Below are 23,109 nucleotides of genomic sequence, written 5' to 3' on the forward strand. Positions count from 1 at the left end.
TGATAGACTGCCGACACACTACGGAGTTCGACCCATGTGCCTGATCGTCTTCGCCTGGCGCCCCGACCACGCCACGCCGCTGATCGTCGCGGCCAACCGCGACGAGTTCTACGCCCGCCCCACCCTGCCGCTGGCGGCATGGGAGGATTTCCCCGGCCTGTACGCGGGCCGCGACCTGGAAGCGGGCGGTACCTGGATGGGCATCGCCCCGGGCGGCCGCTTCGCGGCGCTGACCAACGTCCGTGATCCGGGCCAGCCGCTGGGGCCGCGCTCGCGCGGCGAGCTGGTCGCCGCCTTCCTGCAGGGCAAGCAGGCGCCGCTGGAATACCTGCAGCAGGTCGCGCGCCGCGCCAGCGACTACAGCGGTTTCAACCTGCTGGTCGGCGACGCCGGGCAGCTCTGCTACTTCAACCCGCGCATCGGCCCGCCGACGGCGGTGGCGCCCGGCGTGCACGGGCTGTCCAACGCCGCGCTGGATACGCCCTGGCCCAAGCTGCTCCGCGCCCGTTCAGCGCTGGAAACACAGCTCGAACAACCGGAGGCCGAATCGCTCGTCGCCCTGCTGGCCGACGAGCGCCAGGCCAGCGACGCAGAACTGCCCGAGACCGGCGTGGGCCTGGCCACCGAAAAGCTGTTGTCGAGCGTGTTCATCGCCAGCGCGAACTACGGCACCCGCGCCAGCACGGCGCTGATCGTTCACGCCGACGGTCGCCGCGAACTGCTGGAACGCAGCTTCGGCCCCAGCGGCGCGCGCCTGGGCGACGTACGCCTGAGCCTCTAACAGGTCACGATGCAGTCGCGCTGCTGCTTGGCGCGGTAGAGCCCATCGTTCAGCCGGCGCATCAGGGCCATCAAGTCCTCACCCGGGTGCATCGCGGTGATCGAGAAGCTGGCGGTCAATTGCACCGATAGCGAAGTGTCGGCCCGGCGCACGCTCAGGCGCAGCCGCTCAGCCAGCTCCCGTGCCGCGTCGCGGCTGGTTTCCGGCAGCAACACGATGAACTCCTCGCCACCCCAGCGGGCGAAGCAGTCCTCCTCGCGCAACTGCTGCCGCACCACGTCCGCCACCGCCACCAGTACGCGGTCGCCCGTCTGATGTCCCAGGCGATCGTTGACCCGCTTGAAATGATCGAGGTCGAACATCATCAGCGCGCAGGCGTGGCCATGGCGCTGCAGGCGCTGCCATTCGGCATGCATCTGTTGCTCGAAACGGCGGCGGTTGGCGATCTGCGTCAGCGGATCGATCTCGGCGAGGCGCAGGGCCTCTGCCGCCTGCTCGACCAGCGCCTCGTTGGCCCGGCGCAACGCTTCGGTGCGCGCTTCGACCAGCGCTTCGAGCTGCTGGTTGAGCTGCTGCAATTCGAGATTCTTCTGCTGCAAGGCCAGTTCGGCCAGCTTGCGTTCGTGGATATTGCGATGGGCGCCGATCATCCGGGTCGCCTTCCCCGTCTCGTCGAACTCGACGAAGCGGCCGTGATCGCTGACCCACAGGTAGCTGCCATCGCGGCAGCGGCAGCGGTATTCCTCGGCATACTGCTCGCTGCGCCCCTCGACGTAGGCGTTGAAGCCGCGCATCACCTGCTCGAAGTCGTCCGGGTGGATCACCTCATGCCAGGTCGCGACGTTCTCCGGCAGGCTGTCCGTGTCGTAGCCGAGCATGCTGTACCAGCCGGGGCTGCGGCTGACGTGATTGGTGCGGATGTGCCAGTCCCAGATGCCATCGCTGACGATCTTCAGAGCCAGGCGCAGGGTCAGGGCACTGTCGTGGGAGTCCGTGCCGGGACTGACGTCGAGCTCATCCATAAGCTTCGCCTTGGCCGGTGACCGGCCTCACCGTCTGGGTACCTCCCGCATCCGGGAGGGCATGGGGCCCGGCGTCAGGCCTGGATGGTCGCCGCCGGGTTGATCACGCGGCCGAGGCCGAGGTTGCGCAACGCCAGGTGCAGCGAGCTGTGGATGACCTGCGGGTTGTCGAAGGTCATCAGCTGGCCGAGCAGCTCGCGGGACTTGGACAGGGTCATCTGCCGCAGCAACCACTTCACTTTAGGCAGGTTGGTGGCGTTCATCGACAACGAATCGAAGCCCATGGCCATCAGCAGCACGGCGGCCGCCGGATCGCCGGCCATTTCGCCGCAGATGCTCACCGGCTTGCCTTCGGCGTGGGAGTCGTCGACCACCTTCTTCAACGCCTGCAGCACGGCCGGGTGCAGGTAGTCGTAGAGGTCGGCGACGCGCGGGTTGTTGCGGTCCACCGCCAGCAGGTACTGGGTCAGGTCGTTGGAGCCGACCGAGAGGAAGTCCACCTGACGCGCCAGTTCGCGGGTCTGGTACACCGCCGCGGGGATCTCCACCATCATGCCGATCGGTGGCATGGGAATGTCCACGCCCTCGTCGCGCACCTCGCCCCAGGCGCGGTGGATCAGGTGCAGCGCCTCTTCCAGTTCGTGGGTGCCGGAAATCATCGGCAGCAGGATGCGCAGGTTGTCCAGGCCTTCACTGGCCTTGAGCATGGCGCGGGTCTGCACCAGGAAGATTTCCGGGTGATCGAGGGTGACGCGGATGCCGCGCCAGCCGAGGAAGGGGTTGTCTTCCTTGATCGGGAAGTAGGACAGCGCCTTGTCGCCGCCGATGTCCAGGGTACGCATGGTCACCGGCAGCGGGTGGAAGGCAGAAAGCTGCTCGCGGTAGATGGCGAGCTGTTCCTTCTCACTGGGGAAGCGGTCGTTGATCATGAACGGCACTTCGGTGCGGTACAGGCCTACACCTTCGGCGCCGCGCTCCTGGGCGCGCGCCACGTCCGCCAGCAGGCCGGTGTTGACCCACAGCGGCATGCGATGGCCGTCCAGCGTCTCGCAGGGCAGTTCGCGCAGCGCGGCAAGGCCCTTGCTCAGCTCTTTCTCTTCGGCGACCACTTCGCCGTACTGCTTGACCAGCTGCGGCGACGGGTTGGTGTAGATCTCGCCGTGGTAGCCGTCGACGATCAGGTCGATGCCGTCGACCTTGGAATACGGCAGGTCGACCGCGCCCATGACCGTGGGAATACCCATGGCGCGGGCGAGGATGGCAACGTGGGAGTTGCCCGAGCCGAGCACCGACACCAGGCCCACCAGCTTGCCCTCGGGCACCTCGCCGAGCATGGCCGGCGACAGCTCCTCGCTGACGATGATGGTCTGGTCCGGGTAGGTCAGCGACTGCTGACGCTCTTCCTGAAGGTAGGCGAGGATGCGGCGGCCGATGTCCTTGACGTCCGAGGCGCGCTCACGCAGGTAGGCGTCGTCCATCAGTTCGAAGCGCTGCACATGCTCCATCACCACCTGGCGCAGGGCGCCCTGGGCCCACTGGCCGGAGCGGATGATGCGTTTGACCTCGAGGCCGATGGAGGCGTCGTCGAGCATCATCAGGTAGACGTCGAACAGGGCGCGCTCTTCCTTGCGCAGCTGGGTAGCCAGCTTGCTGGAGAGGTTGCGCATGTCCTCGCGGACGGATTCCAGGGCCTGCTTGAACAGCTCGACCTCAGCCTCGACGTCGTCGATGGGCTTGTCCGGGACCACTTCCAGGTCGGCCGGCGGCAGCACCACCACGGCCTTGCCCACGGCCACGCCGGGAGCGCCGGGGACGCCGACGAACTTGGCTTCGCTGATGCCCTTGCCGAGCTTGCCCAGGCCGCGGATCGAGCCGGTGGCTTCCGCGTGGGCGATTACGCCGGCGAGCTGCGCGCTCATGGTGACGAGGAAGGCTTCCTCGCCTTCGTCGAACTGGCGCTTCTCCTTCTGCTGCACCACCAGAACGCCCATCACCCGGCGGTGGTGGATGATCGGCGCGCCGAGGAAGGAGGCGTAGCGTTCCTCGCCGGTCTCGGCGAAGTAGCGGTAACGGGGGTGTTCGGAGGCGTTCTCGAGGTTGAGCGGCTCCTCGCGGGTGCCGACCAGGCCGACCAGGCCCTCGTTCGGCGCCATGCTGACCTTGCCGATGGAGCGCTTGTTCAGGCCCTCGGTAGCCATCAGCACGAAGCGGTTGGTCTCGGCGTCCAGCAGATAGACCGAGCAGACCTGGGTACCCATGGCCTCCTTCACGCGCTGCACGATGATGCCCAGCGCCGCCTTGAGGTCCTTGGCGGAGTTCACTTCCTGGACGATCTTACGCAGCGTGTTGAGCATGGCGTGGGGGTCTAACTCCTTGAACTTGCGTGCTAGTCGCGCGCCAGGAGGCGCGGTGCCAATTCCTTCAGGGCCCGGCGGTAGACCTCGCGCTTGAAGGTCACGACCTGGCCCAGCGGGTACCAGTAGCTGACCCAACGCCAGCCATCGAATTCCGGTTTGCCGGTCACATCCATGCGCACCCGGCTTTCCTCGCCGGTCAGGCGCAGGAGGAACCATTTCTGTTTCTGCCCGATGCACAGCGGTTGGCTGTTGGTCCGCACCAGGCGTTGCGGCAGGCGGTAACGCAGCCAGCCACGGGTACAGGCAAGAATCCGTACGTCCTGTTCTTCCAGGCCGACTTCTTCATTCAATTCGCGGAACAGCGCTTCCTCAGGGGTTTCGCGGGCATTGATGCCGCCCTGGGGAAATTGCCAGGCTTCCTGGTTGATACGCCGTGCCCACAATACTTGTCCGACATCGTTGGAAAGGATGATGCCGACATTAGGGCGAAAACCATCGGGATCGATCACGGCGGTACATCCTCGAAATCGCGTGTGCCCGCATTGTTCCACAAAGCTTGTGACAGCGGCAACGCGAGGCGCGGCGTCATGTGCAGGGCCGACAAAAGCCGTTACTCTAGGCGACTTTTCAGCATAGGCAACCATTGGTAATTCGACGTGCGATTGGCTCTCTTCGATCTCGACAACACTCTCCTGGCCGGTGACAGTGACCACAGCTGGGGCGAATGGCTGTGCCAGCGTGGCCTGGTCGACGCCGGCGAGTACCAGGCGCGCAACGACGCCTTCTATGCCGACTACGTGGCTGGCACCCTGGACGTGTTCGCCTACCAGGCCTTCACCCAGGCCATCCTGGGCCGCAACAGCCTGGAACAGCTGGCGATCTGGCACCGCCAGTTCATGGACGAGGTCATCGAGCCGATCATCCTGGCCAAGGGCGAGGCCCTGCTGGCCGAGCACCGCGCCGCCGGCGACAAGCTGGTGATCATCACCGCCACCAACCGCTTCGTGACCGGCCCCATCGCCGAGCGCCTGGGCGTGGAAACGCTGATCGCCACCGAATGCGAAATGAAGGACGGTCTCTACACCGGCCGCACCTTCGACGTGCCCTGTTTCCAGGGCGGCAAGGTGACCCGCCTGCAACGCTGGCTCGACGAGACCGGCCTGAAGCTGGACGACGCGTACTTCTACAGCGACTCGCGCAACGACCTGCCGCTGCTGGAACGGGTGGCCAATCCGGTCGCCGTCGACCCGGACGACACCCTGCGCGCCACTGCCCTCTCGCGCGGCTGGCCGGTGATAAGCTTGCGCGACTGAGCCACCTCAGAGCGTCTTGTTCACCATCAGATGGAAAATCGCCAGGAAGGCCAGAAACGCCGGCCACCCCAGGGCGAACCACCAGCGCATATAGAGAAAGGCTTGCGGCGGTAGCGCCGCACCTTCCCGGTGCGCCGTCTCGGCCATGTCCCGCACGCGGATCTGCAGCCAGACCACCGGCAGCCAGCAGGCGCCGGCAAACACATACAGCAACAGGCTCCACAGCAGCCAGCCCGAATCCAGCGGCCAGCCGGCGAGATGCGCCATGGCCATGCCACTCAGCGGCTGGAATACCGCCGTGGTGGCGATGAACAGCCAGTCGGCGGTGACCAGGTGGCGGAAGGTGACCCGGATCGCCTCCAGGCTGCCGCTGCGCCACGCGCGCCAGGCGTAGTAGGCCGAGCCCAGGCCGGTGCCGAACAGCAGCGTGGAAGAGAGGATGTGCAGGGTCTTGAGCAGCAGGTAGACGCTCACGGAGTGCGCGTCAGACCGGCTTGCTGATCATCAGCACCAGGATGGCGATCACGCACAGCAGCGCGAGCACGAAGAACACCAGGCCGAACTTCCACTGCCGTGCCGCGCCAGCGGCAATCGGCTCGCCGCTGCCCTGGGCGGCCAGGGCCAGCCCACGGATGCGCCACAGACGGGTGGTGAACAGCAGCCAGAACAGCGTGGCGACGATCAGCAGGCAGGCGCTGCCCAGCAGCCAGGTCTGCCCCAGCGGCAGGCCCGCGCCGTGCACCATCTGCCAGCCGGTGACCGGCAGGCTGGCGATGCTGCCGGCGACCAGCACCCAGCCGGCCAGGCCGATACGTTGCAGCGCCGTGGCGATCTTCCCGGCGTCGCCACCGCGCCAGCTGCGCCAGCCGTACCAGGCCAGGCCGATGATCGCGAGAAACGGCAGCACCGCCGCGACACCGTGGAGGATTCGGAAGGTCTGGTAGCTTTCCATGGTCATGCGTTCCTGTGAACAATCCTGCGTTCAGCGAAGACTAGCACCCGCCGCGGCGGCCCTGCTCCCCGGCGTCAGCCGAGGAACAGGCGATAGGCCGGGTTGTCGCTTTCATCCCAGTACGGGTAGCCGATCTCTTCCAGCGCTGCGGCCACCAGGTGCTGCTCATCGTCCGGCACCTGCAGGCCAGCGACCACGCGACCGTCCGCCGCGCCGTGGTTGCGGTAGTGGAACATGGTGATGTTCCAGCGCCCGCCCAGGCGGTTGAGGAAGTTGAACAGCGCGCCCGGCCGCTCGGGGAACTCGAAGCGGAACACCTGCTCGCCGCTGACCCGCGGCGAGTGGCCGCCGACCATGTGGCGAATGTGCAGCTTGGCCAGCTCGTTGTCGGTCAGGTCCAGCACCGGGAAGCCCTGGCCACGCAGCTGCTCCACCAGCGCCTCGCGCGGGTCGTTGTCGGGGTGGGTCTGTACGCCGACGAAGATGTGCGCTTCCTGGTTGGTGTTGTAGCGGTAGTTGAACTCGGTGATCTGGCGCTTGCCGATGGCTTCGCAGAAAGCCTTGAAGCTACCCGGACGCTCAGGGATGGTCACCGCGATGATCGCTTCGCGCTTCTCGCCCAGTTCGGCACGCTCGGCCACATGGCGCAGGCGGTCGAAGTTGATGTTGGCGCCCGAATCGATGGCCACCAGGGTCTGGCCGCTGGCGCTCTCGCGCTGCACGTACTTCTTGATGCCCGCCACCGCCAGCGCGCCGGCCGGTTCGGTGATCGAGCGGGTATCGTCGTAGATGTCCTTGATCGCCGCGCAGATCTCGTCGGTGCTGACGGTGATCACTTCATCGACGTAGTCCTTGCACAGGTCGAAGGTGTGCTGGCCGATCTGCGCCACGGCCACGCCGTCGGCGAACAGCCCGACCTGCCCCAGCACCACGCGCTCGCCGGCGGCCATGGCGGCTTGCAGGCAGTTGGAGTCATCCGGCTCGACGCCGATCACCTTGACGTCCGGGCGCAGGTATTTGACGTAGGCAGCGATGCCGGCGATCAGGCCGCCGCCGCCAACCGGGACGAAGATCGCGTCCAGCCGGCCCGGATGCTGACGGAGGATTTCCATCGCCACGGTGCCTTGCCCGGCGATCACTTCCGGATCGTCGTAGGGGTGGATGTAGACGTAGCCCTTCTCTTCCACCAGCTTCAGCGAATGCGCCAGCGCGTCGGGGAAAGCATCGCCGTGCAGCACGGCCTTGCCGCCGCGGGCGCGCACGCCCTGCACCTTCAGCTCCGGCGTGGTGCGCGGCATCACGATGGTCGCCTTGATTCCCAGCTCACGGGCCGCCAGCGCCACGCCCTGGGCATGGTTGCCCGCCGAGGCGGTGACCACGCCGCGCGCCAGTTCTTCCGGGGTCAGCTGCGCCAGCTTATTGTAGGCGCCGCGAATCTTGAAGGAGAACACCGGCTGCAGGTCTTCGCGCTTGAGCAGAATCTGGTTGCCCAGGCGCTCGGAGAGCTGGCGGGCGGGCTGCAGGGGCGTTTCCACGGCAACGTCGTAGACACGCGAGGTGAGGATCTTCTTGACGTATTGTTCGAGCATCGGAAGGGCACATTCGGCGGCATTTTCGAGGAGTTGCGAGTCTACTCCAGCCGGCGCCGGGCGGGCCACCGAACAATCCGCGCGGGAAAGACCGGAACAGTTGTCCGGCGGCGCAACACCCAGGCGCTCGCGGCCGCTATAATCCGACCCTTCGTACCTTCCCGGGCGCCCGGCGCGCCGACCATCCAGAAGACAGTCCGCCATGAACCAGGATCAGCTCAAGCAGGCAGTGGCCCAAGCCGCCGTCGACCACATTCTTCCGCACCTCGACAGCAAGAGCATCGTGGGCGTGGGCACCGGCTCCACCGCCAACTTCTTCATCGATCTGCTGGCCAGGCACAAGGCCGAGTTCGACGGCGCCGTGGCCAGTTCCGAAGCCACCGCCGCGCGCCTGAAGGGCCACGGCATTCCGGTCTATGACCTGAACACCGTCAGCGAGCTGGAGTTCTACGTCGACGGCGCCGACGAGACCAACGAGCGCCTGGAACTGATCAAGGGCGGCGGCGCCGCGCTGACCCGCGAGAAGATCGTCGCCGCGGTGGCCAAGCAGTTCATCTGCATCGCCGACGCCAGCAAGCTGGTACCGATCCTCGGCGCCTTCCCGCTGCCGGTGGAAGTCATCCCCATGGCCCGCAGCCACGTGGCCCGCCAGTTGGTCAAGCTGGGCGGCGACCCGGTGTACCGCGAGGGCGTTCTGACCGACAACGGCAACATCATCCTCGACGTGCACAACCTGCGCATCGACAGCCCGGTACAGCTGGAAGAGGCGATCAACAACATCGTCGGCGTGGTCACCAATGGCCTGTTCGCCGCGCGTCCGGCCGACCTGCTGCTGCTCGGCACCGCCGAAGGTGTGAAGACCCTCAAGGTCTGAGCCCGAGGGGCGCCATCCAGCCGATGGCGCTCCTTTCCGCGCGCAGCCGTCTACGCTGGGGGATACCTTCCACCCAACGGAGAAAACGGCATGGCCGGCAAGTACCATCTCAAGAAGGCCAGTGATGGCCAGTTCCACTTCAACCTGCACGCCAGCAACGGCGAGATCGTGCTGACCAGCGAGCTGTACAAGGCCAAGGCCTCGGCCCAGGACGGCATCGAGTCGGTGCGCAAGAACTCCCAGCGCGAAGGCGCCTTCGAAGTGAAGACTGCCTCCAACGGCAAGCACTACTTCGTGCTCAAGGCCACCAACGGCCAGGTCGTCGGCCAGAGCCAGATGTACGCAAGCCAGGCCAACGCCGAGAACGGCGTGGCCGCGGTGAAGCGCTACGCGCCCGAGGCGCCGGTCAGCGACGAAACCTGAGGCGCCCCCTTTCGGGGAGTATCGAATACCCCCGCCCGGACACGGCTGGCCAGCAGGCCGGCCGTGTATCACCATTGTTACAGTGACGCGACACTCTCTATCACTCAGGCGTCAATTTCCAAGCATCTTCGGCGAAACGGCGCACATCCTGCTTTCCTCCGGCGCACGCATCAAGACCGATGCGATTCCAATCGACACAGAGGAAAGTGCCGTGTTCAAACCCTTAGCCGTTGCGGTCAGCCTGGGATGCGCCGCGTTTTCGATCGATGCCAGCGCCTACGAGTACGGGGACTACGCCGGGGATACCCTCGACACCCTGATCAACGACTACCCCGGCCGTTACCGCGGCACCGCCAGCTTCGCCGGCGCCACCGCGCTGATGCAGTCGCGCCTGGGCTTCGGCTACCAGACGCAGGTGCAGGACTTCACCTGGGCCGGTAGCCGCAGCTCGCAGAACGTCATCGCCAGCGCTCCGGGCAGCAGCGGCCGGTACGTGGTGCTGGGCGCCCACTACGACACCTACTACGGCCGGCCGACCCTGCAGGGTCTGGACGACAACGGTTCCGGCGCCGCGGTGCTGACCGAAATCGCCCGCAACCTGGGCGGCATCGAGCTGGAGAACGGCCTGGAAGTGGTCGGCTTCGGCGCCGAAGAGGAAGGTCTGCGCGGCTCCCGAGCCTACGTCGCCTCCCTGAGCGACGAGCAGCGCAGCAACCTGCTGGGGATGATCAACCTCGACAGCCTGATCACCGGCGACAAGATGTACGCCCACGCCGGCTTCAACAGCGTGGACAATCCAGCGCTGGGCGCCTACCGCGACCAGCTCCTGCGCATCGCCCAGGAACTGAAGATCCCGCTGTTCACCAACCCCGGCCTGAACGAGGAATACCCCGCCGGCACCGGCTGCTGCAGCGACGGCGAAAGCTTCGAGGGCCTGAACGTCCCGGTGCTGTTCATCGAGGCGACCAACTGGGAACTGGGCGAGCTGGACGGCTACGAGCAGACCGACAACCCGGCCATCCCCGGCGGCGCCACCTGGCACAACCCGGCGCTGGACAACGAGCAGGTGCTCACCGGCGCCTTCGGCCAGGAACGCATCGACCAGCGTCTGCGCGACTTCTCCCGCCTGCTCACGCGCCTGGTGCTGGAACTGACCAATGCCGACCTGCTGGCCTCCACCACTTCCGGCGGCGCGATGGCGCGGCAGATGGAAGACCAGCTGCAGCGCCAGCACCTGGCCCTGACCCGTATGCACGACCGCCGCTGGCTGACGCTGCTGGGCAGCCCGCGCACCGTGGGCAGCTTCGATGGTGAGGTCGGCGTGGAAGGCGAGACCACCCCGGAAAGCGGCTTCGACATGCCCGGCGACCCGCGCTCGCACCGCGCCGGCGTGCACCTGCTGGGTGACTACCGTGCCAGCGAAGCGCTGACCCTCGGCGGCAGCCTGAGCTTCCAGCGCAGCCGCGACAACCTGGACCACAGCGCCCGCCTGGAAGCGGAAACCTGGCAACTGGGACTCTACGGCCTGCTCAACGACGGCGGCCCGGCCTGGCTCGGCGGCGAGCTGAGCACCGGCTACAGCGACCTCGACAGCAAGCGTGCAGTCTATCTGCAGGCCAAGGGCGGGCCGGTGCTGCTCGACCAGCGCATCGACGGCGATACCAACGCCTGGTTCTGGGGCGCCCGCGTCGACGGCGGCTACGACTTCGATATCGCCGGCATCAAGACCGGTCCGCAGGGCGGACTGGACTACGTGCACTACCGCATCGATGACTTCGACGAAGACGACGACCTGCGCACCGCGCTGGGCTTCGAGGAGCAGGACTACGACTCGCTGGAAGCCAGCCTCGGCTGGGGCCTGCGCGGCGGACTGGCGCTGGGTAAGCGGATGGCCGTGAAACCCTACGCCAGCGTGCGCTGGGTGAAGGAGCTGGCGGACGGCCGCCTGGACGATATCGCGCTGACCGCCCTGGGCGATGGCCGCACCCGTGTCGCCGATCTGGGCGATGTGGACAAGGACTTCGGCCGGGCCCAGGCCGGCGCACTGCTGGCGGTCACCGAGCAGTTGGGCGTGTTCGCCGAGGCCAATACGCGCTTCGCCCACAGCGAAGGCAGCCAGGCGTCCTATTCGCTCGGGGTGCAGTGGCAGTTCTGACCGAGGCAAGGCGAGGCGCCCTGGGGCGCCTCGTTTCTTTCGCTAAGTGCCGGAAGCGTCGAGCGAAGCAGCCTGCGCGGCTTCCACGGCGGGAATAATCCGCAGGCGGAAGGGCTCCGAATCGATTCGCAGACGCCGCGGATGGGCTGCCGCTGGCGGAGTTCTGTTTTGCAGTGTCGCCAGGCAGGTCTGCGGATCATCCAGCGGCAGTTCGCCCAGGACATCCAGCGGCAACTCCCACCAGTGGCTGGCCAGCAGACCCTCGATCACTTCGGGCTCGAAGCGATAGCGGATCACCCGCGCCGGGGTGCCGGCGACTATGGCGTAGGGCGGCACATCGGCGTTGACCAGCGACTGAGCACCGATGATGGCACCGGTGCCGATCTTGACCCCATCCAGGATCAACACATCGCGACCGATCCACACATCGTGCCCGATCACCGCGGGGTGGTAGGGATGCTCGCGCTTGATCGGACGTTTGATCAGCTTGGGGTTGGAGGCGAAGTGATGGGTGGTCAGCCAGTCGATGGGATGGGACTGGCGCGCCTGGCCGATGACCACCGCGGTAGCGATGGAGCAGTAACGGCCGATCTGCGAGACATGGCGGAACTCGCTGCCGCTGACGATATCGCTGTAGGCCCCGATGGCCAGCCTGGGCGAAAAGATCTTCGTCTTGCCGATCTTCACCCCCGGCTCGAGGATGAGCTGGGCGCCATCGCGCAGGGACTTGATGCCGCCGGCCAGGCGGCACTGGTGGCTGTCGAGTGATTTTTTCAAGCGCCGGTTGATCAGCGCTTCCTGGAAGATATTCATGGCCGATCCTGGCAAAACGCCATACTTCGTATCGGAAAGCAGCACTGTAACGACTTCATTACCGTGGCTCCATTGGCATGGGCTTTCTGAACACATAGAAGAGGTTGGGCTCGCTGACCAGGTACAGCGTGCCCTGGTCATCCATGGCGATACCCTCGGCCTGCGGCACGCTGCGGCGCAGGCCACTCATGCCGCGCAGCAGCGACAGCGAGCTGATCGGCTCGCCCTCGGCGCTCAGCTCCAGCACCAGCCGCGATTCGTCGGACAGCGCCAGCAGGTGCCCACTGCGCTCGTCGTACTGCAGGCTGGAAAGGTCGCGGACGAACAGGTTGCGGTTGTGCTCGAGATCTTCCACCACGTGCACCGCGAAGGGCTCCTGCGATTGCTCGTAGGGGAAGCCGCGCACCTCATAGATATGCACCGGATTGCGCTCCTTGGCGACGAACAGGCGCTTGCCCAGCGAATCGTAGGCCAGCCCCTCGAAGCCGCTGTTGCCGCCGCGCCCCAGCGCCAGGGCCAGCTGCTGTGCGTCTTCGGCGCGCAGTTGCGTCGTGTCGTCGCGCAATTCGACGCGGAGCAGCCGCTGGTGGGTTTCGTCGCTGATCACGTAGACGTTGCGGCTGATGTACTCGATGGCCTCGGTATCGCCGAAGCCGTGCAGCGCGATCCTGCGCAGCACCTCGCCCTCCAGCGACAGCTCGATCAGCTCGTTGCGCTTGTTGGTGACGGTGAACAGGGTCTGCCGGTCCGGGTCGTAGGTCAGCGCCGAGACGTTATCCGCCAGCCCCTCGATGGGTTGCGCCTCGATCAGCACTCGATAGCCGGGCAGCCAGATCGACTGATCCTGCCAGTGCGCCGCATGCCGCCATTCGTTGAACTTGAACCAGATGCGCTCGTAGACGCGCAAGCTCTGGCACAGCGCGAGCAGGGCGGCCAGGGCCAGCAGCCCCAGTAGCGGAAGCAGGCGACGGGGTTTGAGCAGGCGGCGCATGGGGGACTCGATGTTCTCGGAAAGGCCGCGCAGCTTCGCAGCCTGGGCTGAAGCCAAACTTAAAGGCGGCAGGGGAAATGCCCGCAGGCTAGAGTCAGGTTAGCGCAAGACCGATCGATCATCCCCGAAGGTGTACCGATGGCCGTGTCCCTGCTTCCCGAACAACGCCAGCAAGCCACCCTGCACACCGTGGTACTCGCCACCGAAGTGCTGCATCATGCGGGCATACCGCGCCAGCGGCTGCTGGAGGGCAGCGGCATCGACGAAGCGGACCTGCTGACCCCGCACAAGCTGATCACCCACGCCCAGGAACTGCGGGTCTTCGCCAACGCCCTGAGCTGTCACCACGATCCGGCCCTGGGCCTCTACCTCGGCCTGCGCATGCATGTCTCGGCCTACGGCATCCTCGGCTACAGCATGCTCGCCAGCCGCACCCTGCGCGACGCGCTGCAACTGGCGCTGTCCTTTCCCGACCTGCTTGGTACCTACTTCCGCCTGGCCCTGGTGCCACGGGACGATGAGGTGCACCTGAGCGCCGATGGCTACCGCTACGCGCCGGAACTGACGGTATTCAACACCGAACTGTGCCTGACCTCGATGCTCACGGTGATCCGCGACCTGCTCGGCGAATCGGTGCGCCCGCGTCGCCTGCTGCTGGCCTACCGCCCGCCGCTGCACGCGGCAACCTACACCGAACGCCTGGGCTGCCCGGTGGAGTTCGGCGCGCCAACCAGCGCCCTGTGCTTCAGCCCGGCGCTGCTGGACCGCCTGCTGCCGCTGGCCGACCCGGTGAGCTGCCACAACGGCGTGCAGCAATGCCTGCGCATGAGCGCGACACTCAGCAGCCGTGGCGATGTGATCGAGCAATTGCGCCAGCACCTGGCCAGCCACCTGCAGGACACCGCCAACCTGGGCACCGTGGCGCGCCACCTGCACCGCTCCACCCGCACCCTGCGCCGCCATCTGCAACAGCAGAACACCAGTTATCAACAGGTGCTCGACGAGGTGCGCTTCGACCGCGCGCGGCAGTTGCTCAAGGACACCGACCTGCCGATCTACCTGATCGCCGAGCAGCTTGGTTACAGCGAGACGGCCAGCTTCCGCCATGCCTTCCAGCGTTGGAGCGGGTCGAGTCCGAGCTTGTATCGGGGGTGAATCGGGAACGGTACCTATCTGGCGTTGCAACGCGCGCCGAACGGCCCTCTCTCCCTTCGGAGCGGGGCGCGCAGCCAGGGTTAGGGTGAGGGATGGCATTCGCACACAGGGTCGGAATCGCAAGGATCGCGAGCAAGCTCGCTCCTACAAAAGCCCCCGAACGACACGTCTCTGACGCCTGGATTCCCACGTTCCAGAGGCTATTTCCAACTTGGCCTGATTTATCCCTTATTGGCCTGATCTATCGTTCTGCGCATCGGGCTGCTTGGTCATTATCAATCCGCAGCTAGGTGAAACGGTCTCAGAAACCGTAAAACCTCAACAATAACAACTGCTTAACTGCATGGTACCAGCATGACCAGCGCGATCACCATCGAGCGGATATGCATGGAGTTCGGTACACCCGGACAAGGCCTCAAAGCCCTGGACGACGTGTCACTGGAAATCCGCGCCAACGAGTTCTTCACCCTCCTCGGGCCTTCGGGCTGCGGCAAGACTACCTTGCTGCGACTGATCGCCGGATTCGAACAACCCTCCTCCGGCAGCATCCGCCTCTACGGCGATGCGATGGAAGGCCTCCCGCCCTTCCGCCGCCCGGTCAACACCGTCTTCCAGAGCTACGCCCTGTTCCCCCACATGACGGTGGCCCAGAACATCGCCTTCGGCCTGGAAATGCAGGGCAAGAGCCGCGCCGACATCGACGCCACCGTGCAGAAGATGCTCGACCTGGTCCGCCTGCCGGATGTCGGCTCACGCCGCGCCGACCAGCTCTCCGGCGGCCAGCAGCAGCGCATCGCCCTGGCCCGCGCCCTGGCCAGCCGGCCCAAGGTGCTGCTGCTCGACGAATCGCTCTCCGCGCTGGACCTCAAGCTGCGCAAGGAAATGCAGATCGAGCTCAAGCGCCTGCAGCACGAGACCGGCATCACCTTCATCTTCGTCACCCACGACCAGGAAGAAGCCCTGACCATGTCCGACCGCATCGCGGTGATGAGTCGCGGCAAGGTCATGCAGATCGGCACGCCGACGGAAATCTACGAAGCGCCGGTCAACCGCCTGGTGGCCGACTTCATCGGCGAGACCAACTTCCTCGAAGGCGAATCCAGCGGCGACAGCGTGCGTCTGCCCGACGGCCAGTTGCTGCCGGCGGCGACCACCCTGCCGGGCAAGGTCACCCTGGCGATCCGCCCGGAGCGCACTGAGCTCGCGCAGGACGGGCAGCTCGAGGGCGTGGTGGAAAACATCGTCTACGTCGGCACCGACACCGTGTACCACCTCAATGTCGCCGGTCAGGGCGGCTTCCGCGTACGTCAGCAGAACCGCGACGGCGCCCATTCCACCCACGCCCCGGGCGCACGGGTACGGGTCCGCGTGCCCGCCACCGCCATCCGGGTGCTGGCCGAATGAGCACACTGCGCGCACAAGCGGAACGCAAATCGCTGTTCAATCGCCTGGCCCTGACCAGCCCGGCGATGATCATGCTGGTGGTGTTCCTCGTCCTGCCACTGGGCATCATGTTCGCCGTGTCGATCCAGGCACCGGGGGACTACGGCGGCGTGAAGTGGGGCCAGCACACCGTCGAGGCCTACATCAACTTCCTCTGGGAGCGCGACCTGGACGACAGCCTGGCGTTCAACGCCGACTACCTGGGTATCTTCCAGCGCTCCTTCTGGCTGTCGATCCTGACCACCCTGGGCTGCCTGCTGATCGGCTTCCCCACCGCGCTGTACCTGGCGCTGCAGGACGAACGCCGGCGCAACCTGCTGATGTTCCTGGTCACGGTGCCGTTCTGGACCAACCTGCTGGTGCGGGTCTACGCCTGGATCCTGCTGCTGCGCAACGGCGGACTGATCGACGAGGGGCTGCACGGGCTGGGCTTCACCGACGCCTCCATTGGCCTGCTCTACACCGACAACGCGGTGATCATCGGCCTGCTCTACACCTACCTGCCGTTCATGGTGCTGCCCATCTACACCAGCCTGGAAAAGATGGACTGGCGCCTGGTGGAAGCCGCCTTCGACCTGGGCGCCAACCGCTGGAAGGCGCTCAAGCGGATCATCATCCCGCTGGCCATGCCCGGCATCGTCGCCGGCAGCATTCTGGTGTTCATCCCCTCGCTGGGCAGCTACATCATTCCCGAGCTGCTGGGGGGCGGTAAGTCGCTGATGATCGGCAACCTGATCCAGCTGCAGTTCGGCACGGCGCACAACTGGCCGTTCGGCGCGGCGCTGTCCTTTGCCCTGCTGGCCTTCGTACTGCTGGCAATGATGATCTACAGCATGCGCTTCAAGCAGGGCACCGCGGGAGGTCATCCATGAAGTCGGCCAATCCGCTCTGGCGTTTCACCGGCGTACGGCCCGCGGCCTGGCTGTTCTTCGCCTTCCTCTACGTCCCGATCTTCGTGCTGGTGGTGCTGAGCTTCAACAGCGGTCAGTCGGCGACGCTGTGGGAGAGCTTCAGCCTGAAGTGGTACGCGGTGGTGGCGGACGACCCGGAGATTCTCCGCGCGGCGAAGAACTCGCTGATCGTCGCCAGCCTCGCCACGATCATCTCCACCACGCTGGCCACCCTCGCCGCCCTGGGCATGCGCGGCCGGACCTTCCGCGGCCAGGGTCTGATGAGCGGCGTGCTGGGCCTGCCGCTGCTGGTGCCGGAGATCGTCACCGCCGTGGCGACCCTGATGTTCTTCGCCTTCATCGGCCTGAAGCTGTCGCTGTTCACCATCCTGCTGGCGCACGTGGTGTTCTGCATCCCCTTCGCCTACCTGCCGATCCGTGCCCGCCTCGAAGGCATGGACCCGCGCCTGGCCGAAGCGGCAGCGGACCTCTACGCCTCGCCCTGGAAGACCTTCTGGAAGGTGACCTTCCCGCTGCTGATGCCGGGCATCCTCTCCGGGGCGATGCTGGCGTTCATCATCTCGATGGACGACTTCGTCATCACCTACTTCGTCGCCGGCGCCGGGGCCACTACCTTGCCGGTGTATATATTCAGCTCCATCCGCATGGGGATTTCCCCGAAGATCAACGCCATTTCTTCAATAATACTGTTGATTTCCATCGCGTTCGTTGCGTTGTCGTACTACGTCGGCCAGCGTCGCCGCTGACCTCCTGCCGCCAAAACAAAACAACATTGCAAGGAGCTTCACCGATGAAATTCCGCCGTACCCCCATCGCCCGCACGCTCGTCGCCGCCAGCCTGTTGCTGGCCGGCAGCGCCCACGCCGAAGGCACCCTGCACTTCGCCAACTGGTCGGACTACTTCCCGCCGGAGCTGCTGAAGAAGTTCGAAAAGGACACCGGCATCCACGCCACCCTCGACTCCTACGACAGCAACGAAACCCTGCTGGCCAAGCTCAAGGCCGGTGGCGGCGCCTATGACGTGGTGGTGCCCTCGGACAGCTTCATCGAGATCTTCGTCAAGGAAGACCTGCTGCAGAAGCTCGACAAGGCGCAGCTGCCGAACCTGGCCAACCTGAAAGACAAGTTCAAGACCCTGACCTACGATCCGGGCCACGACTACACCGTGCCCTACCTGTGGGGCACCACCGGCTACAGCTACGACAGCGCCAAGGTCCCCGGCGGCAAGCTGGAGGAAAGCTGGAAGCCCTTCTTCGAGCCGCCGGCCGAGCTGAAAGGCAAGGTGGTGGCGCTCAACTCCATCGAGGAGCTTTACGCCCCGGCGTCCTACTACCTGGGCATCAACGAGTGCACCGAAGACCCGAAAGAGGCGGCGAAGATCCAGGAGCTGCTGCTCAAGCAGAAGCCGATGCTGGCGATGTACAACAGCGACGGCACCATCGAGCGCATGGCCGCCGGCGAAGTTTCCATGCACCAGCAGTGGAACGGAGCCTTCCACCGCGCCCACGCCCAGCGCGCCAGCCTGGTCTACGTCTATCCGAAGGAAGGCATCCGCCTGTTCATCGACAACCTGGCCATTCCCAAGGACGCCACCAACATCAAGGAAGCCCACGCTTTCCTGAACTGGATGATGCAGCCGGAAAACATCGCCGCCGCCTCCAACTTCGCCAAGTACAACAACGCCATCGCAGGCTCGGACAAGTACATGGAGAAGGAGCTGTTCGACGACCCGGCGATCAACACCCCGGCCGACAAGCTGGACCGCCTGAAGCCCTTCCAGCTGTGCTCGCCCAAGGCGCTGCAACTGCGCTCCAAGGTGTGGACCAAGCTGAAGAAATAACCGCAAGCCACCCGGCGCGGCGGTGCGCGCCGGGTGACCCTGACAGTCAGTTTGGCCATTTCGATCCCTTTTTGACCCTTTGCAGGGTTCTGCCCGGCCACCTCGGTTGCTAGAGTCGGGCCGCTCGCGCAGGGAGCGGCAGGAAAGGCGGCCAGCTCCGGCGCCACATTCAGTGGTGCGGGAATATCCCAAGGGAACGCGAGCGCGTTATCCACAAGAACAAAGTCCCCGAGAACGCCCATGACCAGCTTTTGCGTCACCCTGCAGCACAGCCCTTCATTCCTCGCCCGTCGTCGCTGCTGCGGCTGATCCGTAGCCGACGACAACCCGGACGGCCACCGAACGCCGTCCCATCGCGCCCTATACAAGAGCCAGAACAATCGCGAGGAATCCCCCATGGCCAGCCAACACAGCGCCAGCACTGCACACACCACCCAGGGTAACGCGGCCTCCGCCGACGCCCGCCTGAAACGCGTACTGGGGCTGCCCGCCCTGGTCTTCTTCGGCCTGGTCTACATGGTCCCGCTGACCATGTTCACCACCTACGGCGTGGTCACCGAGATGACCGGCGGCCGCACCGCCACCGCCTACCTGATCACCCTGCTGGCGATGCTGTTCACCGCCGCCTCCTACAGCTTCATGGTGCGCAAGTACCCGATTTCCGGATCGGCCTACTCCTACACCAGCCTGAGCTTCGGCCCGGGGGTCGGCTTCCTGTCCGGCTGGTCGCTGCTGCTCGACTACCTGTTCCTGCCGATGATCAACTACCTGCTCATCGGCCTGTTCATGAACATCGCCTTCCCGGAAATCCCGGCCTGGGTGTTCGTGGTCGCCTCCATCGCCCTGGTCACCGTGCTCAACGTGGTCGGCATCAGCCAGGTGGCCGGCATGAGCAACATCATCGTCGGCGCCCAGCTGGTGTTCATCGTGGTGTTCGTGGTGATGTCGATCAAGAGCCTGGCCGGCGGCGCGCCGATCGACTTCAGCCTGCCCTTCGTCGGTGACGGCAGCAAACCCGGCTTCGCCCCGCTGATGGCCGGCGCCGCGGTGCTGTGCCTGTCGTTCCTGGGCTTCGACGCGGTCTCGACCATGGCCGAGGAAACCCGTGACGCCCGCCGCGACATCCCGCGCGCGATCATCATCACCACCGTGATCGCCGGCCTGATGTTCACCCTGCTGGCGGTGATCAGCCAGCTGGTGTTCCCCGGCAGCGTGTTCCAGAACGCCGACTCGGCGGCCAACGAAGTGATGCTCAAGGCCGGCGGGCAGTTCCTGACCAACTTCTTCACCGCCGCCTATATCGCCGGCTGCATCGGCTCGGCGCTGGCGTCCCAGGCCTCGGTGTCGCGCATCATCTTCACCATGGGTCGTGACGGCATCCTCCCGCGCAGCCTGTTCGGCGTGCTGCACGCACGCTTCCAGACCCCGGTGCTGGCGATCCTGGTGGTCTCCGCGATCTCCCTGCTGGCCATCGTGCTGGACCTGACCACCCTGGCCTCGATGATCAGCTTCGGCGCGCTGGTGGCCTTCTCCGTGGTCAACCTGGCGGTGATCCGCACCTACCTGGGCGTCGAGCGCCGTCGTGGCGCCGCCAACCTGCTCAAGTACGGGCTGATCCCCTTCGTCGGCCTGTGCCTGACCCTGTGGCTGTGGACCAGCCTGTCACAGCTGACCCTGATCGTCGGCCTGAGCTGGTTCGCCGTTGGCTTCACCTACCTGGCGGTGCACACCGGCGGTTTCCGCCGCAAGGCACCGAGCGTGAACTTCGAGGAAAACGCATGACGGTGTGCTCGGCGCCGACCCGCTCCGCGCGGGCCGGACGCTGAGCACGCCCTGACAATCAGAAACCAGGCGCCGCCAGGCGCCATGAGGAGCGCGTGATGTTGACGATCTACACCGACGACCATCGCTTGCACCACGGTCAGCACGAGCTGATCGGCGGCCAGTTCACCCCCTGCTTCGAGAAGCCCAGTCGCGCCGACATGGTGCTGGACCGGGTCAAGGCGGTGAAACTCGGCGACATCCAGGCCCCGCGCGACTTCGGGCTGGAGCCGATCCTGCGGGTGCATGACGAGGGCTTCGTGCGCTTCCTGCAACACGCCTGGCGCGACTGGCTGGCCACCGGCCGGACCCACGACATGCTGCCGATCGCCTGGCCCACCCGGCGCCTGCGGCAGAAGGAGCCCGACAGCATCGACGGCCGCCTGGGCTACTACTCCTTCGATGCCGGCGCGCCGATCACCGCCGGCACCTGGCAGGCGATCACCAGCTCGGTGAACGTCGCCATGACCGGCCAGGCCGAACTGGCCAAGGGCGCGCGCTCGGTGTTCTCCCTCTGCCGCCCGCCGGGCCACCACGCCTCGGCGGACTTCATGGGCGGCTACTGCTTCCTCAACAACGCCGCCATCGCCGCCCAGTCGATCCTCGACCAGGGCGCCAGCCGCGTGGCGATCCTCGACGTGGACTACCACCACGGCAACGGTACCCAGGACATCTTCTACGACCGCGCCGACGTGCTGTTCACCTCGATCCACGGCGACCCGCGCTTTGAGTACCCCTACTTCCTCGGCTACGCCGACGAGAAGGGCCAGGGCGTGGGCGAAGGCTTCAACTTCAACTACCCGCTGGCCTCGGGCAGCGATTGGTCGGTGTGGAGCCTGGCGCTGCAGGCGGCGATCCGGCAGATCTCGGCCTACAAGCCGGACGTGCTGATCGTGTCGCTGGGCGTAGACACCTTCAAGGAAGACCCGATCTCCCAGTTCAAGCTGGACAGCCCGGACTACCTGCGCATGGGCGAAGCCATCGGCAAGCTCGGCCTGCCGACCCTGTTCGTCATGGAGGGCGGCTACGCGGTGGAAGAGATCGGCATCAACGCCGTGAACGTGCTGCAAGGCTTCGACAGCATCGGCTGACACCCGGCCTGCTTTTGTAGGAGCGAGCACGAAAAAGCCGCGCGGGGATTACTCCCAGCGCGGCTTTTTCGTTGGTTTCGCGGCCGTACTACTGCAGGATCTCGACGCGATCCACGTCGATATCGGTGGCCTTCATCTTGTGGTGATCGACCTCGCCCGTCAGGCGCACCTTGGTGTTCTCGGAAACCCCGGCGCCCGCCGGCCAATCGTCGTTGTCGATCTCGACCTGGATGCTGCCGGTAGCGTCCTTGAACTCGTAGTGCTCACCGCCGATGCGTTTGGTAATGGTGCCCTCCAGCACGGCCGGGGTGTCGTCGGCGGCGGACTGGGCCTGCTTGACGGTGGTGACCTGGGAGGCAGCGGCCGGCTTGGCGGCATCGCTGCCCGGACCGGTGTAGCCGGCGGCCAGGGTGAGGGTGGAGAACAGGCCGGCGGCAGCGATCAGGGGGAGATGACTCAGTTTCATGGAAGTGCCTCCTGGGGCGTTTTCGATGGGGTCAGCTTAGTGCCGGTGGCTGAAACCAGCCTGAATCCGGGCTTAACCCAAACTTAAGCGCCCCAGACGCCCCTCCCCGGCCAGGATCAATCCGCCTTGGCCGGCGCAACCTCGCGCTTGAACACGTAGAACAGGTCGGGCTCGCTGACCATGTAGATGGTGCCCTGCTCGTCGATGGCCACGCCCTCGGCGCGCGGAATCCGGTCGTGCAGGCCATTGAGGCCGCCGAGCAGGCTGATGAAGCTCACCGGTTCGCCCTTTTCGTCCAGTTCCAGCAGCAGGTGCGATTCCGCCGACAGCACCAGGGTGTGCCCGGTGCGCGGGTCGATGCTCAGGGCGGAGACGTTGGTCATCAACAGGTCGCCGGCCAGCGGCTGCAGGGCGCCACTCACGCTCGGGCCACCGTTGCTGGGCAGGCTGAACAGCGCCAGCGGATCACGCTCCTGCCCCAGGACCAGGCGGTGCTGGCGTGGGTCCCAGGCGATGCCCTCGATGCCCTTGTTCTTCTTGCCGCGCGGGCCGAGGTCGAAACTGGCGAGCTTCTCGGTGCTCAGTTCGCGGGTCTGCGGGTCGACATGGAAGATGGTCAGCGAATTCCTGCGCTCGTCAGTCACGGCGATATTGCCGTTCTCCAGCACCGCCACGCCCTCGGGGTTGGACATGCCCAGCAGGGGGATCACCCGCAGCACATCGCCGGAGAGCGACAGCTCGGCGAGCAGCGGCTTCTTGCCGGTCACGGTGAACAGGGTACGGGTCACCGGGTTATAGGCCAGATCGGAGGCTTCCTGGCCTTCCAGGCCGCCGGTCAGTTGCTTGGCCTGGATCACGGCGCGGTAACCGGGCAGCCAGACGCTCTCGGCGCGCTCCTGTGTACCGGTGTCCTGCTCACGCAGCCAGAGACGGGCGCGATCGTCCCAATGGAAGCGGACGGTCAGAGCGGCCAGCACGATCAGCAGGAGCAGCAGTGCCAGCAGCAGCCAGCGCGGACGAAGCAGGGAAATGGTCATGGCGACTCTTGTTGGTAGGCACGAACGAGGTATCCCGCAACAAACGAAGGCCGCACAAACGGCGGCCTTCGGCGG

At 65.8% G+C, this 23,109-nt stretch carries 22 protein-coding genes; 12 read left to right on the plus strand and 10 right to left on the minus strand.

The features are described from left to right. The first annotated feature begins 34 nt into the window (after positions 1–34). On the plus strand, positions 35–781 hold the full coding sequence (locus SD196_RS25790) for an NRDE family protein (protein ID WP_275609151.1): 747 nt from the start codon (positions 35–37) through the stop codon (positions 779–781). On the opposite strand, the gene SD196_RS25795 is transcribed toward SD196_RS25790, so the two are convergent. From SD196_RS25795 to SD196_RS25805, 3 genes are all read right to left on the minus strand, one after another. Continuing rightward, on the minus strand, positions 778–1,803 hold the full coding sequence (locus SD196_RS25795; RefSeq protein ID WP_416310836.1) for a sensor domain-containing diguanylate cyclase: 1,026 nt from the start codon (positions 1,801–1,803) through the stop codon (positions 778–780). The two genes, SD196_RS25790 and SD196_RS25795, sit on opposite strands and share 4 nt — an antisense overlap. 74 nt (positions 1,804–1,877) lie before the next feature. After that, entirely contained in the window at positions 1,878–4,157 is a 2,280-nt protein-coding gene (gene ptsP / locus SD196_RS25800) for a phosphoenolpyruvate--protein phosphotransferase (protein WP_275609153.1), read from the minus strand. Positions 4,158–4,189: 32 nt separating this feature from the next. Continuing rightward, on the minus strand, positions 4,190–4,669 hold the full coding sequence (locus SD196_RS25805) for an RNA pyrophosphohydrolase (protein ID WP_152227102.1): 480 nt from the start codon (positions 4,667–4,669) through the stop codon (positions 4,190–4,192). A 147-nt stretch (positions 4,670–4,816) separates the two neighbouring features. On the opposite strand from SD196_RS25805, the gene SD196_RS25810 reads away from it, so the two are divergent. After that, positions 4,817–5,473, plus strand: coding sequence for an HAD family hydrolase (locus SD196_RS25810; RefSeq protein WP_275609154.1), 657 nt, complete (start codon positions 4,817–4,819; stop codon positions 5,471–5,473). Between the two features lie 6 nt (positions 5,474–5,479). On the opposite strand, the gene SD196_RS25815 is transcribed toward SD196_RS25810, so the two are convergent. The 3 genes from SD196_RS25815 to ilvA all read right to left on the minus strand — a co-directional run bounded on the left by SD196_RS25815 (position 5,480) and on the right by ilvA (position 8,014). Beyond that, a complete protein-coding gene (locus SD196_RS25815; RefSeq protein ID WP_275609155.1) occupies positions 5,480–5,947 on the minus strand; it encodes a DUF2269 family protein in 468 nt (155 codons plus the stop codon). Positions 5,948–5,957: 10 nt separating this feature from the next. Beyond that, positions 5,958–6,425, minus strand: a complete 468-nt coding sequence (locus tag SD196_RS25820) for a DUF2269 domain-containing protein (protein WP_275609156.1) — start codon at positions 6,423–6,425, stop codon at positions 5,958–5,960. 74 nt (positions 6,426–6,499) lie between these two features. Next, on the minus strand, positions 6,500–8,014 hold the full coding sequence (ilvA, locus tag SD196_RS25825) for a threonine ammonia-lyase, biosynthetic (protein WP_275609157.1): 1,515 nt from the start codon (positions 8,012–8,014) through the stop codon (positions 6,500–6,502). 202 nt (positions 8,015–8,216) lie between these two features. On the opposite strand from ilvA, the gene rpiA reads away from it, so the two are divergent. The 3 genes from rpiA (at position 8,217) to SD196_RS25840 (ending at position 11,466) form a co-directional block, all read left to right on the plus strand. Next, a complete protein-coding gene (gene rpiA, locus SD196_RS25830; protein WP_275609158.1) occupies positions 8,217–8,888 on the plus strand; it encodes a ribose-5-phosphate isomerase RpiA in 672 nt (223 codons plus the stop codon). 90 nt (positions 8,889–8,978) lie between these two features. Further along, positions 8,979–9,311, plus strand: a complete 333-nt coding sequence (locus tag SD196_RS25835) for a YegP family protein (RefSeq protein WP_275609159.1) — start codon at positions 8,979–8,981, stop codon at positions 9,309–9,311. Between the two features lie 211 nt (positions 9,312–9,522). Then, complete coding sequence (locus tag SD196_RS25840; protein WP_416310837.1) at positions 9,523–11,466, plus strand: autotransporter domain-containing protein; 1,944 nt, start codon at positions 9,523–9,525, stop codon at positions 11,464–11,466. A 42-nt stretch (positions 11,467–11,508) separates the two neighbouring features. On the opposite strand, the gene SD196_RS25845 is transcribed toward SD196_RS25840, so the two are convergent. Both SD196_RS25845 and SD196_RS25850 read right to left on the minus strand, forming a co-directional pair. Then, on the minus strand, positions 11,509–12,279 hold the full coding sequence (locus SD196_RS25845; RefSeq protein ID WP_275609161.1) for a CatB-related O-acetyltransferase: 771 nt from the start codon (positions 12,277–12,279) through the stop codon (positions 11,509–11,511). A gap of 58 nt (positions 12,280–12,337) precedes the next feature. Next, the gene (locus tag SD196_RS25850) at positions 12,338–13,270 is read right to left on the minus strand and encodes an SdiA-regulated domain-containing protein (protein WP_343578080.1); all 933 of its coding nucleotides are present in this window, start codon (positions 13,268–13,270) and stop codon (positions 12,338–12,340) included. Between the two features lie 138 nt (positions 13,271–13,408). Between SD196_RS25850 and SD196_RS25855 the strand changes: the two genes are divergently transcribed. The 7 genes from SD196_RS25855 to SD196_RS25885 all read left to right on the plus strand — a co-directional run bounded on the left by SD196_RS25855 (position 13,409) and on the right by SD196_RS25885 (position 21,531). Next, the gene (locus SD196_RS25855) at positions 13,409–14,425 is read left to right on the plus strand and encodes an AraC family transcriptional regulator (RefSeq protein WP_343578081.1); all 1,017 of its coding nucleotides are present in this window, start codon (positions 13,409–13,411) and stop codon (positions 14,423–14,425) included. A gap of 354 nt (positions 14,426–14,779) precedes the next feature. Beyond that, positions 14,780–15,829 carry an ABC transporter ATP-binding protein gene (locus tag SD196_RS25860; RefSeq protein WP_275609164.1) on the plus strand — a complete coding sequence of 350 codons (1,050 nt, stop codon included), beginning with the start codon at positions 14,780–14,782 and terminating at the stop codon, positions 15,827–15,829. Beyond that, positions 15,826–16,740 (plus strand): ABC transporter permease, encoded by a 915-nt coding sequence (locus SD196_RS25865; protein WP_275609165.1) that lies wholly within the window; start codon positions 15,826–15,828, stop codon positions 16,738–16,740. The genes SD196_RS25860 and SD196_RS25865 overlap by 4 nt, the downstream gene beginning before the upstream one ends. After that, positions 16,737–17,525: an ABC transporter permease gene (locus SD196_RS25870; RefSeq protein ID WP_275609166.1), complete on the plus strand. Its 789-nt coding sequence runs from the start codon at positions 16,737–16,739 to the stop codon at positions 17,523–17,525. Before SD196_RS25865 ends, SD196_RS25870 begins: the two co-directional genes overlap by 4 nt. 44 nt (positions 17,526–17,569) lie before the next feature. After that, the gene (locus tag SD196_RS25875) at positions 17,570–18,619 is read left to right on the plus strand and encodes an extracellular solute-binding protein (protein WP_275609167.1); all 1,050 of its coding nucleotides are present in this window, start codon (positions 17,570–17,572) and stop codon (positions 18,617–18,619) included. 396 nt (positions 18,620–19,015) lie between these two features. After that, the gene (locus SD196_RS25880; protein WP_275609168.1) at positions 19,016–20,401 is read left to right on the plus strand and encodes an APC family permease; all 1,386 of its coding nucleotides are present in this window, start codon (positions 19,016–19,018) and stop codon (positions 20,399–20,401) included. A gap of 98 nt (positions 20,402–20,499) precedes the next feature. After that, on the plus strand, positions 20,500–21,531 hold the full coding sequence (locus SD196_RS25885) for a histone deacetylase family protein (RefSeq protein WP_275609169.1): 1,032 nt from the start codon (positions 20,500–20,502) through the stop codon (positions 21,529–21,531). A gap of 88 nt (positions 21,532–21,619) precedes the next feature. On the opposite strand, the gene SD196_RS25890 is transcribed toward SD196_RS25885, so the two are convergent. Together SD196_RS25890 and SD196_RS25895 are read right to left on the minus strand one after the other, a co-directional pair. Beyond that, positions 21,620–21,997 (minus strand): NirD/YgiW/YdeI family stress tolerance protein, encoded by a 378-nt coding sequence (locus SD196_RS25890; RefSeq protein ID WP_416310838.1) that lies wholly within the window; start codon positions 21,995–21,997, stop codon positions 21,620–21,622. 116 nt (positions 21,998–22,113) lie between these two features. Then, positions 22,114–23,034: an SdiA-regulated domain-containing protein gene (locus SD196_RS25895; protein WP_331319615.1), complete on the minus strand. Its 921-nt coding sequence runs from the start codon at positions 23,032–23,034 to the stop codon at positions 22,114–22,116. Positions 23,035–23,109 lie beyond the last annotated feature (75 nt).

This window comes from Pseudomonas macauensis (assembly GCF_047902425.1).
Classification (GTDB): domain Bacteria; phylum Pseudomonadota; class Gammaproteobacteria; order Pseudomonadales; family Pseudomonadaceae; genus Pseudomonas.